This window comes from Pseudomonas sp. KH_046_2 (genome assembly GCF_057838985.1).
On the sequence record NZ_CM174480.1, the window covers coordinates 864,735 to 879,207 of the forward strand.

The 14,473-nt window shown below is 57.9% G+C and carries 15 protein-coding genes and 2 tRNA genes; 16 read left to right on the forward strand and 1 reads right to left on the reverse strand.

Translation table 11 applies throughout. The annotated features are described in order from the left end of the window. The first annotated feature begins 1 nt into the window (after nt 1). Both greA and AC3IX1_RS03875 read left to right on the forward strand, forming a co-directional pair. Nucleotides 2-478 (forward strand): transcription elongation factor GreA, encoded by a 477-nt coding sequence (gene greA, locus AC3IX1_RS03870; protein WP_489388683.1) that lies wholly within the window; start codon nt 2-4, stop codon nt 476-478. Nucleotides 479-506: 28 nt separating this feature from the next. After that, nucleotides 507-911, forward strand: a complete 405-nt coding sequence (locus AC3IX1_RS03875; protein WP_489387196.1) for an MFS transporter — start codon at nt 507-509, stop codon at nt 909-911. A 9-nt stretch (nt 912-920) separates the two neighbouring features. Here AC3IX1_RS03875 and AC3IX1_RS03880 read toward each other — a convergent pair whose 3' ends face one another. Beyond that, complete coding sequence (locus tag AC3IX1_RS03880) at nt 921-1,229, reverse strand: YhbY family RNA-binding protein (RefSeq protein ID WP_007942889.1); 309 nt, start codon at nt 1,227-1,229, stop codon at nt 921-923. Between the two features lie 105 nt (nt 1,230-1,334). Between AC3IX1_RS03880 and rlmE the strand changes: the two genes are divergently transcribed. From rlmE to rpsO, 14 genes are all read left to right on the forward strand, one after another. Continuing rightward, the gene (gene rlmE / locus AC3IX1_RS03885; RefSeq protein ID WP_095942403.1) at nt 1,335-1,967 is read left to right on the forward strand and encodes a 23S rRNA (uridine(2552)-2'-O)-methyltransferase RlmE; all 633 of its coding nucleotides are present in this window, start codon (nt 1,335-1,337) and stop codon (nt 1,965-1,967) included. A 199-nt stretch (nt 1,968-2,166) separates the two neighbouring features. Further along, nucleotides 2,167-4,077 carry an ATP-dependent zinc metalloprotease FtsH gene (gene ftsH / locus AC3IX1_RS03890; protein WP_489387197.1) on the forward strand — a complete coding sequence of 637 codons (1,911 nt, stop codon included), beginning with the start codon at nt 2,167-2,169 and terminating at the stop codon, nt 4,075-4,077. Nucleotides 4,078-4,085: 8 nt separating this feature from the next. After that, nucleotides 4,086-4,937 (forward strand): dihydropteroate synthase, encoded by an 852-nt coding sequence (gene folP, locus AC3IX1_RS03895; RefSeq protein WP_489387198.1) that lies wholly within the window; start codon nt 4,086-4,088, stop codon nt 4,935-4,937. Between the two features lie 16 nt (nt 4,938-4,953). Then, nucleotides 4,954-6,291 (forward strand): phosphoglucosamine mutase, encoded by a 1,338-nt coding sequence (gene glmM, locus AC3IX1_RS03900; protein WP_489387199.1) that lies wholly within the window; start codon nt 4,954-4,956, stop codon nt 6,289-6,291. Between the two features lie 66 nt (nt 6,292-6,357). Further along, the gene (tpiA, locus tag AC3IX1_RS03905; RefSeq protein WP_489387200.1) at nt 6,358-7,113 is read left to right on the forward strand and encodes a triose-phosphate isomerase; all 756 of its coding nucleotides are present in this window, start codon (nt 6,358-6,360) and stop codon (nt 7,111-7,113) included. Between the two features lie 4 nt (nt 7,114-7,117). Then, complete coding sequence (gene secG / locus AC3IX1_RS03910; protein ID WP_010463489.1) at nt 7,118-7,501, forward strand: preprotein translocase subunit SecG; 384 nt, start codon at nt 7,118-7,120, stop codon at nt 7,499-7,501. Nucleotides 7,502-7,523: 22 nt separating this feature from the next. Further along, nucleotides 7,524-7,609, forward strand: a tRNA-Leu gene (locus tag AC3IX1_RS03915). 97 nt (nt 7,610-7,706) lie between these two features. Continuing rightward, nucleotides 7,707-7,783: transfer RNA gene (locus AC3IX1_RS03920), tRNA-Met, on the forward strand. 138 nt (nt 7,784-7,921) lie between these two features. Next, nucleotides 7,922-8,380 carry a ribosome maturation factor RimP gene (gene rimP, locus AC3IX1_RS03925; RefSeq protein ID WP_064387885.1) on the forward strand — a complete coding sequence of 153 codons (459 nt, stop codon included), beginning with the start codon at nt 7,922-7,924 and terminating at the stop codon, nt 8,378-8,380. Nucleotides 8,381-8,439: 59 nt separating this feature from the next. Continuing rightward, nucleotides 8,440-9,921 carry a transcription termination factor NusA gene (nusA, locus tag AC3IX1_RS03930; protein ID WP_008057419.1) on the forward strand — a complete coding sequence of 494 codons (1,482 nt, stop codon included), beginning with the start codon at nt 8,440-8,442 and terminating at the stop codon, nt 9,919-9,921. A gap of 27 nt (nt 9,922-9,948) precedes the next feature. Beyond that, on the forward strand, nt 9,949-12,474 hold the full coding sequence (gene infB / locus AC3IX1_RS03935) for a translation initiation factor IF-2 (protein WP_489387201.1): 2,526 nt from the start codon (nt 9,949-9,951) through the stop codon (nt 12,472-12,474). Nucleotides 12,475-12,633: 159 nt separating this feature from the next. Beyond that, entirely contained in the window at nt 12,634-13,035 is a 402-nt protein-coding gene (gene rbfA, locus AC3IX1_RS03940; protein WP_007973108.1) for a 30S ribosome-binding factor RbfA, read from the forward strand. A 3-nt stretch (nt 13,036-13,038) separates the two neighbouring features. Then, on the forward strand, nt 13,039-13,956 hold the full coding sequence (gene truB, locus AC3IX1_RS03945; RefSeq protein ID WP_046038714.1) for a tRNA pseudouridine(55) synthase TruB: 918 nt from the start codon (nt 13,039-13,041) through the stop codon (nt 13,954-13,956). A gap of 117 nt (nt 13,957-14,073) precedes the next feature. Further along, nucleotides 14,074-14,343 carry a 30S ribosomal protein S15 gene (gene rpsO / locus AC3IX1_RS03950; RefSeq protein WP_003177875.1) on the forward strand — a complete coding sequence of 90 codons (270 nt, stop codon included), beginning with the start codon at nt 14,074-14,076 and terminating at the stop codon, nt 14,341-14,343. The last annotated feature ends 130 nt before the right edge of the window (nt 14,344-14,473 follow it).

A 14,473-nucleotide genomic window follows, 5' to 3' on the forward strand; every position in this document is an offset into this window, starting at 1 on the left:
CATAACGAAGTACCCAATGACCGTTCAGGGCGCTCGCGCCCTGGAAGAAGAGCACACTCACCTGACCAAGGTCGTTCGTCCGAAGCTCAGCCAGGACATCGGTACGGCCCGCGAGTTGGGTGACTTGAAGGAAAACGCCGAATACCACGCTGCCCGTGAGCAGCAGGGTATGGTCGAGGCGCGGATCCGTGACATCGAAGGCCGGATTCAGAATCAGGTCATCATTGATGTCACGACCATTCCGCACACCGGCAAAGTGATTTTCGGCACGACCGTCGAAATCGCCAACGTCGAAACCGATGAGAGCGTGGTTTACCACATCGTGGGTGAGGATGAGGCTGACTTCAAACTCGGCAAGATTTCGGTCGGCTCGCCACTGGCTCGCGCCTTGATTGCCAAGGAAGAGGGCGACGTGGTCGCCGTCAAAACGCCGGGCGGCGTTATCGAGTACGAGATTGTCGAAGTTCGCCACATCTGAAGGCCGGCGCCCGTTTCGTGCGGGCGCCATGCTTTGGCAGCTGACCCAGATGTTGTGGGTCGGCGGCTTGTGGCTGTTGCAAATCGGTCTGCTGCCGGTGCTGGGACGAATAGGCCTGGCGCCGCTGCTGATCGACGAAATTGCAGGCATGCTCAATACGCTGGTAGTGGGATTCGCTACGGCGTGTGTGATATTTCAGGCTTTGGTGCTGGTTAAGGCCGAGGGCCTTGCCAGTCTATGGCGGGATATTCGTGGGCAACTGTTGTTGATGGCGCTGTATGCGTGCGCGATGTACTTCGCGGTGCGTTTCGGCTGGCCGGATGCCGATCGTTGGCAGGCGTTCAGCTATCTTGTCCTGGGCTTTTCCGGGCTGGTGCTGGTGTTGCAGCCGGTGCCGGGATGGAGTGGCTGGGTGCGCGAAGCACACCCTTGACCCTTGTCATCACTTGAAGCGATGGACGTTCGACAGCTGCTTGTTGACGCTGAAGTTCTTGCGGTAGATCAGTGCCATCTTGCCGATGACCTGGACCAGATCCGCTTTGCCGACCTTGCAGAGCTCTGCAATGGACGCCAGGCGCGATTCGCGATCGAGGATGTTGAGCTTGATCTTGATCAGCTCGTGATCCGCCAATGCGCGTTCGAGTTCGGCTAACACACCTTCAGTCAAACCATTGTCTGCCACAATCAAAACCGGTTTCAGATGGTGGCCAATGGATTTGTACTGTTTCTTCTGCTCTTGAGTGAGCGGCATAATCTGACCCCTGCGTCTGATCTTGTAAAAAGCGGCGGCCAGTTTACCCGAGCGAGTCCGGGACCGCCCAGTTAATCACGACCCGTTTTATTTTCGAGGTGGCCCGTGGCCCGTTCCAAGACAAGCCTTAACTGGCTGAAAGAACATTTCAACGACCCATTCGTCAAAATGGCACAAAAAGACGGGTACCGTTCCCGCGCCAGCTACAAGCTGCTGGAGATCCAGGAAAAGGATCGTCTGATCCGTCCGGGCATGAGCGTAATCGACCTTGGAGCGGCCCCGGGTGGCTGGTCCCAGGTGACCAGTCGTCTGATTGGTGGGCAGGGAACACTGATCGCTTCTGACATTCTGGAAATGGACAGCATCCCGGACGTCACCTTCATTCAGGGCGACTTTACCGAGGATGCCGTGCTGGCCCAGATCCTCGATGCCGTCGGAAATAAGGAAGTAGACCTTGTGATTTCCGACATGGCCCCCAATATGAGTGGATTACCGGCCGTAGACATGCCGCGAGCGATGTTCCTGTGCGAGTTGGCACTGGATCTTTCGACGCGGGTGCTCAAGCCCGGTGGTGATTTTTTGATCAAGATCTTCCAGGGCGAAGGCTTCGACGAGTTCCACAAGAGCGTTCGCCAGCAGTTCGAAAAGGTGCAGATGCGCAAGCCGACCTCGTCGCGCGACCGTTCTCGCGAGCAGTACCTGCTGGGTCGCGGTTTCCGCGGACGCAGTGAGGGTTGAGTGAATTTTCGATCAGGGTGATAGAATTTTTGTATTACGCCTTGTCAGAATTAGCGAATATTGTGTAGGAAGTGTTTCACAAAGGGTTACAGACGGCGCCTGCCAAGTTGTAGGTAATGTAGTAAGTTAGGCCGGTGAATATCATGCGAAGCGCGCGCCAGTAGCGGAGCTTGCTTCAGAGGGTAGTTAATTGAACGATATGGCAAAGAATCTGATCCTGTGGTTGATCATCGCGGCTGTCCTGGTGACGGTGATGAACAACTTCTCCAGCCCTAACGAGCCGCAGACCCTCAACTATTCCGACTTCATCCAGCAGGTCAAGGATGGCAAGGTCGAGCGCGTGGCGGTTGATGGCTACGTGATTACCGGCAAGCGCAACGATGGCGACAGCTTCAAGACCATCCGCCCGGCGATCCAGGACAACGGCCTGATCGGCGACCTGGTGGATAACCACGTCGTGGTCGAAGGCAAGCAGCCGGAACAGCAATCCATCTGGACTCAGCTTCTGGTCGCCAGCTTCCCTATCCTCGTGATCATCGCCGTGTTCATGTTCTTCATGCGGCAGATGCAGGGCGGTGCCGGTGGCAAGGGCGGGCCGATGAGCTTCGGCAAGAGCAAGGCACGCCTGCTCTCCGAAGATCAGGTCAAAACCACTTTGGCTGACGTTGCCGGTTGCGACGAAGCCAAGGAAGAAGTTGGCGAGCTGGTCGAGTTCCTGCGTGATCCGGGCAAGTTCCAGCGTTTGGGCGGTCGCATTCCTCGTGGCGTGCTGATGGTCGGTCCTCCTGGTACTGGTAAAACCTTGATTGCCAAGGCGATTGCCGGCGAAGCCAAAGTGCCGTTCTTCACCATCTCCGGTTCCGACTTCGTCGAGATGTTCGTCGGTGTGGGTGCCAGCCGTGTTCGCGACATGTTCGAACAGGCCAAGAAACACGCTCCATGCATCATCTTCATCGACGAAATCGATGCGGTCGGTCGCCATCGTGGTGCTGGCATGGGTGGTGGTCACGACGAGCGCGAGCAGACGCTCAACCAGTTGCTGGTTGAGATGGACGGCTTTGAAATGAATGACGGCATCATCGTGATTGCCGCGACCAACCGTCCCGACGTACTGGACCCTGCGCTGCTGCGTCCGGGCCGTTTCGACCGCCAGGTTGTGGTCGGTCTGCCGGACATCCGTGGTCGCGAACAGATTCTCAAGGTTCACATGCGCAAAGTGCCGATGGGCGACGACGTTGCCCCGGGCGTGATCGCTCGTGGTACTCCGGGCTTCTCCGGTGCTGACCTGGCCAACCTGGTGAACGAGGCATCCTTGTTCGCTGCCCGTGCCGGCAAGCGCATCGTCGAGATGAAAGAGTTCGAACTGGCGAAAGACAAGATCATGATGGGCGCCGAGCGCAAGTCCATGGTCATGTCCGAGAAAGAAAAGCAGAACACGGCTTATCACGAAGCGGGCCACGCCATCGTGGGTCGTGTCGTGCCTGAGCATGATCCGGTGTACAAGGTGTCGATCATCCCGCGCGGTCGTGCGCTGGGTGTGACCATGTTCCTGCCGGAAGAAGATCGTTACAGCCTGTCCAAGCGTGCATTGATCAGTCAGATCTGCTCGCTGTACGGCGGTCGTATCGCTGAAGAAATGACCCTGGGCTTCGATGGCGTGACCACCGGTGCCTCCAACGACATCATGCGCGCCAGCCAGATTGCGCGGAACATGGTGACCAAGTGGGGTCTTTCGGAAAAACTCGGTCCGTTGATGTACGCCGAAGAAGAGGGTGAAGTGTTCCTTGGTCGCGGCGGTGGCGGTCAGAGTGCAAGCTTCTCTGGCGAGACAGCCAAGCTGATCGACTCCGAAGTGCGCAGCATCATCGATCAGTGCTATGGCACGGCGAAGCAGATTCTCTCGGACAACCGTGACAAGCTCGATGCGATGGCCGATGCCTTGATGAAGTACGAAACGATCGATGCCGAACAGATCGACGACATCATGGCGGGTCGTACGCCTCGCGAGCCGCGCGACTGGTCGGGTGGCACGGGTACTTCCGGTACCCCGCCGGTGGTGCAGGATGAGCGTCCGGAAACACCGATCGGCGGTCCTGCTGCTGACGTATAAGGTTTGAAATGACTTCTGTTCAGTCCTCGACCCGGTTGCCTTGCGGCAACCGGGTTCTTGATTTGGCCCAGACGCATGTCATGGGTATTCTCAATGTCACTCCTGATTCTTTCTCCGATGGCGGCCAATACAGCCAGCTCGACGCGGCCATGCGCCACGCCGAAGCCATGGTGGCGGCCGGTGCGACGCTGATCGACGTCGGTGGAGAATCCACCCGCCCCGGTGCCAGGGTTGTATCGCCACTCGAAGAGCTGGAGCGCGTAGCCCCCATCGTCGAGCGCATCAGTCGCGAACTGGATGTCATCATCTCGGTCGATACCTCAACGCCAGCCGTCATGCGTGAAGCTGCGCGCCTGGGGGCAGGGTTGATCAATGACGTACGTTCGTTGCGTCGCGATGGTGCACTGGATGCTGCGGCGGCCACCGGGCTACCGGTTTGCCTGATGCATATGCTGGGCGAGCCGGGCGATATGCAGGACAATCCGCAGTATGAGGATGTCACCAGGGAGGTTGGCGAGTTTCTCGCTGAGCGCCTGCATCAGTGTTCTTTGGCGGGCATTCCGGCTGAGCGGGTCATTCTTGACCCCGGCTTTGGCTTCGCCAAAACCTTGCAGCACAATCTAAGCTTGTTCAAGCATATGGAAGCCTTGCATGCCTTGGGGCGGCCCCTGTTGGTCGGGGTTTCGCGAAAAAGCATGATTGGTCAGGCGTTGAGTCGTCCGGTGGGAGATCGGCTGTATGGTGGTTTGGCACTCGCGGCGCTGGCTTCGGCGAAAGGTGCGCGTATATTGCGCGTCCATGATGTAGCCGAAACAGTGGATGTGGTGCGGATGATCGCCGCAGTGGAATCAGCCGAATAAGAATGATGGAGCACCTATGAGCAAAAAATATTTTGGCACCGATGGTATTCGTGGGCGTGTCGGTGAATATCCGATTACTCCTGATTTCATGCTCAAGCTCGGCTGGGCTGCTGGCATGGCTTTCCGCAAGATGGGCGCCTGCAAGGTGCTGGTCGGCAAGGACACCCGAATCTCCGGCTACATGTTTGAGTCGGCGCTTGAGGCCGGGCTGACGTCCGCAGGTGCCGATGTGATGCTGTTGGGGCCGATGCCGACGCCGGCTATCGCCTATCTGACGCGTACTTTCCATGCCGAGGCCGGTATCGTCATCAGTGCGTCGCACAATCCGCATGATGACAACGGCATCAAGTTCTTCTCCGGCAAGGGTACCAAGCTCCCGGATGAAGTCGAGCTGATGATCGAAGAGTTGCTCGATACGCCAATGACCGTGGTGGAGTCGAGCAAGATCGGCAAGGTCTCGCGAATCAACGACGCGTCGGGACGCTATATCGAATTCTGCAAGAGCAGCGTGCCGACCAGCACCAGCTTCTCGGGCCTGAAAATCGTCATCGATTGCGCTCACGGTGCGACCTACAAAGTGGCTCCGAGTGTGTTCCGCGAGTTGGGCGCTGAAGTCGTCGTACTGTCGGCGCAGCCCAATGGATTGAACATCAACGATAATTGCGGCTCGACCCATATGGGGCCGTTGCAGGCTGCCGTCGTGGCTGAGCAGGCCGATCTGGGTATTGCCTTCGATGGTGATGGTGACCGCGTTCAGATGGTCGATCACACCGGTGCAGTGGTGGATGGCGACGAATTGTTGTTCATCATTGCCCGTGACCTGCATGAGCGCGACAGGCTGCAGGGCGGCGTGGTCGGAACCCTGATGAGTAACCTGGGGCTGGAGCTGGCCCTGGCGGACCTGGGTATTCCATTGGTGCGTGCCAACGTCGGCGACCGCTATGTCATTGCCGAGCTGCTGGAGCGCAACTGGATCGTGGGGGGTGAAAACTCCGGACACATCGTGTGCTTCAGTCACACCACCACGGGTGATGCAATCATTGCGGCGCTGCAGGTGTTGATGGCGCTGCGCAGGCGTGACGAAGGTCTGGCGCAATCCCGGCAGGCGTTGCGCAAGTGCCCTCAGGTGCTGATCAATGTGCGATTCGGTGGTGGCGCAAGCCCTCTCGATCATCCGTCGGTCAAGGAGGCCAGCGAGCGTGTGACCAAGGCCATGGCAGGTCGGGGGCGTGTGCTGTTGCGCAAGTCCGGTACCGAACCGCTGGTGCGTGTGATGGTCGAAGGCGAAGACGAAACGCAGGTTCGCGGCTATGCCGAAGAGCTGGCAAAACTGGTTACTGAAGTTTCTGCCTGAATTCGGCTTGCCAGCCATGATTGTGTTGGGTAACATCTGCGCCCACTTTGACCGACGAGGTACAGCATGCGTCGCCCTATGGTAGCTGGTAACTGGAAGATGCACGGTACCCGCGCCAGCGTCGCTGAGCTGATCAACGGCCTTCGTGACTTGGCCTTGCCGAGCGATGTTGATGTCGCGGTATTCCCGCCTTTCCTGCATATCAATCAAGTGATTGATAGCCTGGAAGGAAAGTCGATTTCGGTCGGCGCGCAGAATTCTGCGGTGGAATCCGGACAAGGTGCGTTGACCGGTGAAGTTGCACCGAGTCAGTTGGTGGATGCAGGTTGTTCCCTGGTGCTTGTCGGACACTCCGAGCGCCGCCAGATCATGGGCGAGCAGGACGCAGTGTTGATCCGCAAGTTCGCAGCGGCACAAGCATGTGGCTTGATTCCGGTGTTGTGCATAGGGGAGACCCTGGAGCAGCGTGAAGCCGGTAAGACTCTTGAGGTTGTCTCGCGTCAGCTGGGCAGTATCATTGAGGAGCTGGGTGTCGGTGCCTTTGCCAAGGCAGTGATCGCTTACGAGCCGGTCTGGGCCATTGGCACCGGGCTGACTGCGACGCCGCAGCAGGCGCAGGATGTGCACGCAGCCATTCGCGCCCAGTTGGCGGCAGAGAATTCTGAAGTCGCACAAGGTGTGCGGCTTCTATACGGCGGCAGCGTGAAGGCGGCCAATGCGGTCGAACTGTTCGGCATGCCGGATATCGATGGGGGCCTGATTGGTGGGGCTTCCCTGAATGCAGATGAGTTCGGTGCGATCTGTCGCGCCGCGGGAAACTGAAAAAATGCTGGAAACAGTCGTAGTCGTTTTTCATCTGCTGGGTGCATTGGGCGTAGTAGCTCTGGTTTTGCTGCAGCAGGGTAAAGGTGCGGATGCTGGCGCGTCTTTCGGAGCAGGTGCTTCAAATACTGTGTTCGGAAGCCAAGGTTCCTCTACCTTTCTTAGTAAGTTTACTGCTATACTTGCCGCAGGTTTTTTCATAACCAGCTTGGGGTTAGGTTACTTTGCTAAAGAGAAGGCTCAACAGCTGACTCAAGTAGGTCTCCCAAATCCAGCGGTACTGGAAGTTCCAAAGCAACAACCGGCTTCTGATGATGTCCCGGTGCTTCAAGAGCAAAAGTCGGCTACTCCAGCGACTGACGTACCTCCAGCTCAAGAGCAGAAGTAAGAAGGGTTTCAAACGTAGTATTGCCGAGGTGGTGGAATTGGTAGACACGCAACCTTGAGGTGGTTGTGCCCATAGGGTGTAGGGGTTCGAGTCCCCTTCTCGGTACCAATTAGTCAGGAGAGCCCGCTGTTGCGGGCTTTCTTGCAGGTGGAAGGTTACATTGACCCTGTAGGGGATCGGTCGTATACTTCCGCCCCAGCTTTGTCGCGGGGTGGAGCAGTCTGGTAGCTCGTCGGGCTCATAACCCGAAGGTCGTCGGTTCAAATCCGGCCCCCGCAACCAGTTTAAGGAGCCCCTTTTAAGGGGCTTTTTGTTAGCTGGACACTTTCAACGCCGCTGTTCGACGGCGTTTCAAGGATGGGCGTTTCGCCCATTTTTTTATTTTGCATAGCATGCACATACATGCACTAGGGGGTTCAGGTGTCGAGCAAGCTAGAAGAGTTGCAGGCCTTGCTGGCCCCGGTGGTCGTGGCCCTAGGCTATGAATGCTGGGGTATCGAGTTTTCGGCTCAGGGTCGTCACTCGATGTTGCGCGTTTATATCGATAAAGAAGGCGGCGTGCTGGTGGACGATTGCGCCATCGTCAGCCGTCAGATCAGCGGTGTGCTGGATGTTGAAGATCCAATCACCGTTGAGTACACCCTTGAAGTTTCCTCGCCTGGCATGGAACGCCCTCTGTTCACTCTTGAGCAGTTTGCAAAATTTGCCGGTGAACAAGTGAAGATCAAGCTGCGCTCGCCTTTTGAAGGACGACGCAACTTTCAGGGCCTTCTGCGCGGCGTAGAAGAGCAGGATGTCGTGGTGCAGGTAGAAGACCATGAGTTCCTGTTGCCGATCGATATGATCGACAAGGCCAACATTATTCCCAGTTTTGACTGAGGCGTGCCAGATACTGCGGATCCCGCGGATCCAATGGCTTGCGAAAGGCGAGGCGTACGATGAGCAAAGAAGTACTGCTGGTTGTTGAGTCGGTATCCAATGAAAAGGGCGTACCGGCAAACGTGATTTTTGAAGCACTGGAGCTGGCCCTGGCCACTGCTACCAAAAAGCGTTTCGAAGACGAAGTTGATCTGCGTGTGGAAATCAACCGCCACACGGGTGCATACGAGACATTCCGTCGCTGGACGGTCGTCGAAGAAGCAGACCTGGACGATCCGGCCATCGAAACCTGGCCGAGCAAGGTTGCCGAAACGCATCCTGGCGCCAAGGTCGGTGACGTCGTAGAAGAGAAGATCGAGTCCATCGAGTTCGGCCGCATCGCTGCACAGACTGCCAAGCAAGTCATCGTGCAGAAAGTTCGCGAAGCCGAGCGCGCTCAGGTTGTTGATGCTTACCGCGAGCGCCTGGGTGAAATCATCTCCGGCACCGTGAAAAAAGTAACCCGCGACAACGTGATCGTTGATCTGGGCAACAACGCTGAAGCGTTGCTGGCCCGTGAAGACATCATTTCTCGCGAAACTTTCCGGGTTGGCGTGCGTCTGCGTGCGCTGCTCAAGGAAATCCGCACCGAGAACCGCGGCCCGCAGTTGATCCTGTCGCGTACCGCGCCGGAAATGCTGATCGAGTTGTTCCGCATCGAAGTGCCGGAAATTGCCGAAGGCCTGATCGAAGTGATGGCTGCGTCCCGTGATCCGGGTTCGCGCGCCAAGATCGCCGTTCGCTCCAAGGACAAACGCATCGACCCGCAGGGCGCTTGCATCGGTATGCGCGGTTCGCGCGTCCAGGCAGTGTCGGGTGAGTTGGGTGGTGAGCGTGTTGACATCGTTCTTTGGGACGACAACCCGGCTCAGTTCGTGATCAACGCCATGTCCCCGGCTGAGGTTGCGGCAATTATCGTTGACGAAGATGCCCACGCAATGGACATCGCCGTTGGCGCAGACAATCTGGCTCAGGCCATCGGTCGCGGTGGTCAGAACGTGCGTCTGGCTAGCCAGTTGACTGGCTGGACCCTGAACGTGATGACCGAATCGGACATCCAGGCTAAACAGCAAGCAGAAACCGGCGACATCCTGCGCAACTTCATCGACGAGCTGGAAGTCGACGAAGACTTGGCGCAGGTGCTGGTAGATGAAGGCTTCACCAGCCTGGAAGAGATTGCCTACGTACCGTTGGAAGAAATGCTCAACATCGACGGCTTTGACGAAGATACCGTCAACGAGCTTCGCGCTCGTGCCAAGGATCGCTTGTTGACCAAAGCCATCGCTACTGAGGAAAAGCTGGCAGACGCCCATCCGGCCGAAGACCTGCTCTCGCTTGAGGGTATGGACAAGGATTTGGCGATGGAACTGGCGGTGCGCGGCGTAATTACCCGCGAAGACCTGGCCGAGCAGTCTATTGACGACCTGCTCGACATCGACGGCATTGACGATGATCGTGCCGGCAAGTTGATCATGGCCGCCCGAGCCCACTGGTTCGAGTAATTAGGCGCGGCCTGAGGAGAGAAGTGCATGACGCAAGTCACGGTGAAACAACTGGCCGATGAGGTCAAAACACCGGTAGAGCGCCTGTTGCAGCAGATGCGTGAGGCAGGTCTGCCGCACACCGCCGCCGAAGAAAATGTGACTGACAGTGAGAAGCAATCGTTGCTGACTCACTTGAAAAGCAGCCACAAGGCGAAAGTGGAAGAACCACGCAAGATTACGCTGCAGCGTAAAACCACCAGCACCCTGCGTGTTGCTGGCAGCAAAAGCATCAGCGTTGAAGTACGCAAGAAGAAAGTCTTCGTACAGCGCAGCCCGGAAGAAATCGAAGCCGAGCGCAAGCGTGAACTGGATGAACGTCGCGCAGTAGAAAATGCTGCTCGTCAGAAGGCTGAAGAAGAAGCCAAGCGTCGCGCCGAAGAAGAAGCGCGTCGCCAGCCTGCTGCTGCGCCGACCGCTCAAGCCGTACCTGTTGCAGCGCCTGCTGTGGTGGCCGAGCCAGTTCGCGAAAGCGCACCGGTTGTGGCAGCCGCTCCAGCTCCTGCGGCCGATACCCGCAAGCGCGACGAACAGCGTCGTCCGGACAAGCCACGTGCCGACGACAACAGTCGTCGCGGTAGCGGCGATGGCGAGCGCAAAAACGCTCCGCATCGTGCTTCGGTCAAGGAAAAGGCTCCGGCGCCACGCGTTGCCCCACGTACTACCGACGAAGAAAGCGATGGCTTCCGTCGTGGTGGTCGCGGCAAGGCCAAGCTGAAGAAACGCAACGCCCACGGTTTCCAGAGCCCTACCGGCCCTGTTGTGCGCGAAGTGAAGATCGGCGAGACCATCACTGTTGGCGATCTCGCCCAGCAGATGTCGGTCAAGGCTGCTGAAATCATCAAGTTCATGTTCAAACTGGGTACTCCAGCGACCATCAACCAGGTACTGGATCAGGAAACTGCCCAGCTGGTGGCTGAAGAGCTGGGCCACAAAGTGACCCTGGTCAGCGACACCGCCCTGGAAGATTCCCTGGCCGAGTCCCTGAAGTTTGAAGGCGAGGCAGTTTCCCGTGCGCCAGTCGTGACCGTAATGGGCCACGTTGACCACGGTAAGACTTCCCTGCTCGACTACATCCGTCGTGCCAAGGTTGCTGCTGGCGAAGCCGGTGGTATCACCCAGCACATCGGCGCATACCACGTTGAAACCGACCGTGGCATGGTGACGTTCCTCGACACCCCTGGTCACGCTGCGTTTACCGCAATGCGTGCCCGTGGTGCCAAGGCGACCGACATCGTGATCCTGGTGGTTGCAGCGGACGACGGCGTGATGCCGCAGACCATTGAAGCTGTCCAGCACGCGGTAGCGGCCGGTGTGCCACTGGTTGTTGCAGTGAACAAGATCGACAAGCCAGGTGCTGACCTCGATCGCATCCGTAGCGAACTGTCGGTTCACGGCGTGACGTCGGAAGAGTGGGGTGGTGACACTCCGTTCGTACCGGTCTCGGCGAAGATGGGTACTGGCGTCGACGAACTGCTCGAAGCCGTATTGCTGCAAGCCGAAGTCCTGGAACTGACTGCAACTCCTTCGGCTCCTGGCCGTGGCGTCGTGGTTGAGTCCCGTCTGGACAAGGGCCGTGGCCCGGTGGCTACCGTTCTGGTTCAAGACGGTACCCTGCGCCAGGGCGACATGGTCCTGGTCGGTTCGAACTATGGCCGCGTTCGCGCCATGCTCGACGAGAACGGCAAGTCAATCAAGGAAGCCGGTCCGGCCATCCCTGTCGAGATTCTCGGCCTGGACGGTACCCCGGACGCTGGCGACGAGATGAGCGTGGTTGCCGACGAGAAGAAAGCCCGTGAAGTGGCTCTGTTCCGTCAAGGCAAGTTCCGCGAAGTCAAGCTGGCCCGTGCTCACGCCGGCAAGCTGGAAAACATCTTCGAAAACATGGGCCAGGAAGAGAAGAAGACGCTCAACATCGTCCTCAAATCCGACGTCCGTGGTTCGCTCGAAGCGTTGAACGGCGCCTTGAACGGCCTGGGTAACGACGAAGTGCAAGTGCGTGTAGTGGGTGGCGGTGTCGGTGGTATCACCGAATCCGACGCCAACCTGGCACTGGCCTCCAACGCTGTACTGTTCGGCTTCAACGTGCGTGCCGATGCCGGCGCGCGCAAGATCGTCGAGCAGGAAGGTCTGGATATGCGTTACTACAACGTGATCTACGACATCATCGAAGACGTCAAGAAAGCCCTGACCGGTATGCTCGGCAGCGATGTTCGCGAGAACATCCTGGGTATCGCCGAAGTGCGTGACGTGTTCCGTTCGCCGAAGTTTGGCGCGATCGCCGGTTGCATGGTTATCGAAGGTGTTGTGCACCGTAACCGTCCAATCCGTGTACTGCGTGAAGACATCGTTATCTTCGAAGGCGAGCTGGAATCCCTGCGCCGCTTCAAGGATGACGCTTCCGAAGTACGTGCCGGCATGGAATGCGGTATCGGCGTGAAGAGTTACAACGACGTTAAAGTCGGTGACAAGATCGAAGTCTTCGAGAAGGTGCAGGTTGCTCGCAGCCTCTAATTCGCGCACTTCAGGAGCCGTGACGGGTAGCCGCATGCAAATGCGCAGCTCGTCACCAGGACTCTAAACGCAACGCCCGGTCTGGCTTTTGTCAGGCCGGGCGTTTGCCGCTTTCAGACCTCACGGGTTTCACCGTGGGGCAGTAACAGGTAACAAGACATGGCAAAAGAATATAGCCGTACCCAACGCATCGGCGATCAGATGCAGCGCGAGCTGGCACAACTGATCCGTCGTGAAGTCAAAGACCCGCGCGTCGGCCTGGTCACCATTACCGCTGTGGAAGTCAGCCGTGACGTCGGTCACGCCAAGATCTTCATCACCGTGATGGGGCAGGACAGCGCCGAAGAAATCGCACAAAGCATCAAGGTGCTGAACTCCGCCGCCGGTTTCCTGCGCATGCAGCTGGCTCGCGAGATGAAGCTGCGCAGCGTTCCACAGTTGCACTTCCACTACGACGAAAGCGTCGTACGCGGTGCGCATCTGTCGGCATTGATCGAGCGCGCAGTGGCTGAAGACAATCAGCATCCGGTTGCGGCAGAAGCCGAAGACACCAAGGAGTAATCGGTGGCTCAGGTCAAACGTATCCGTCGTAACGTCAGCGGCATTATCCTTCTCGACAAGCCGTTGGGGTTCACCTCCAACGCGGCCTTGCAGAAGGTTCGCTGGTTGCTGAACGCCGAAAAGGCAGGTCATACCGGCAGTCTCGATCCCTTGGCCACCGGCGTGTTGCCGCTGTGCTTCGGCGAGGCGACCAAGTTCTCGCAATACCTGCTCGACTCCGACAAGGGTTATGAAACCCTGGCGCAACTGGGCAAGACCACCACCACGGCGGATGCCGAAGGTGAAGTTTTGCAGGAACGCCCGGTGACCGTTGGTCGCCCCGATGTCGAGGCTGTACTGCCGAAATTTCGTGGGCAAATCAGTCAGATACCGCCGATGTACTCGGCGCTCAAGCGTGATGGCCAGCCGCTGTACAAGCTGGCTCGTGCAGGCGAAGTAGTGGAGCGCGAACCGCGTTCTGTTACTATTACGCGCTTGGAATTGCTGGCCTTCGAAGGTGATACTGCGCGGCTGGCGGTGGATTGCACTAAAGGCACCTATATCCGCACCCTGGTGGAGGATATTGGTGAGCAACTCGGTTGTGGCGCTTACGTTGCAGAGCTGCGACGTACCCAGGCCGGGCCATTCACCCTGGCGCAGACGGTTACCCTCGAAGAGCTGGAAGCGGTACATGCCGAAGGCGGCAACGAAGCGGTCGATCGCTTCCTGATGCCATCGGACAGCGGCCTGCTGGATTGGCCACTGTTGCAGTTCTCGGAAGCGAGTGCGTTCTACTGGCTCAACGGCCAGCCGGTACGTGCCCCGGATGCTCCGAAGTTCGGCATGGTGCGGGTACAGGATCACAATGGTCGCTTCATCGGTATCGGTGAAGTGAGCGAAGACGGGCGCATCGCGCCGCGTCGACTGATTCGGTCAGAATGACCGGACGAGGGTGGCTGTCAACAGGCACGGTCACTACTCATTTTTAGATACAGGGATTTGTCCCTGGCCTGTTGAAACTGTTTTTCTGAAACAGTTTCCTGATAAAAGGATTGCCTCATGGCTCTCGACGTTCAAGAAAAAGCTCAAATCGTAGCTGACTACCAGCAAGCTGTTGGTGACACTGGTTCGCCAGAAGTGCAAGTTGCACTGCTGACCCACAACATCAACAAGCTGCAAGGTCACTTCAAGGCCAACGGTAAAGACCACCACTCCCGTCGTGGTCTGATCCGCATGGTTAACCAGCGTCGTAAGCTGCTGGACTACCTGAAAGGCAAGGATCTGGGTCGCTATCAGACTCTGATCGGTCGCCTGGGTCTGCGTCGCTAATAAGCGATTGCGCTAGAGGTTGGCTGTCTGTCGTGCACCAGCGGGTTTCCCGCTGGCGCATGGCAGGCTCCCAGCCTCAAGTTTTATCTGGATACCTGCTTTGCCTGAGTAACACCTGGACAAACCAGTC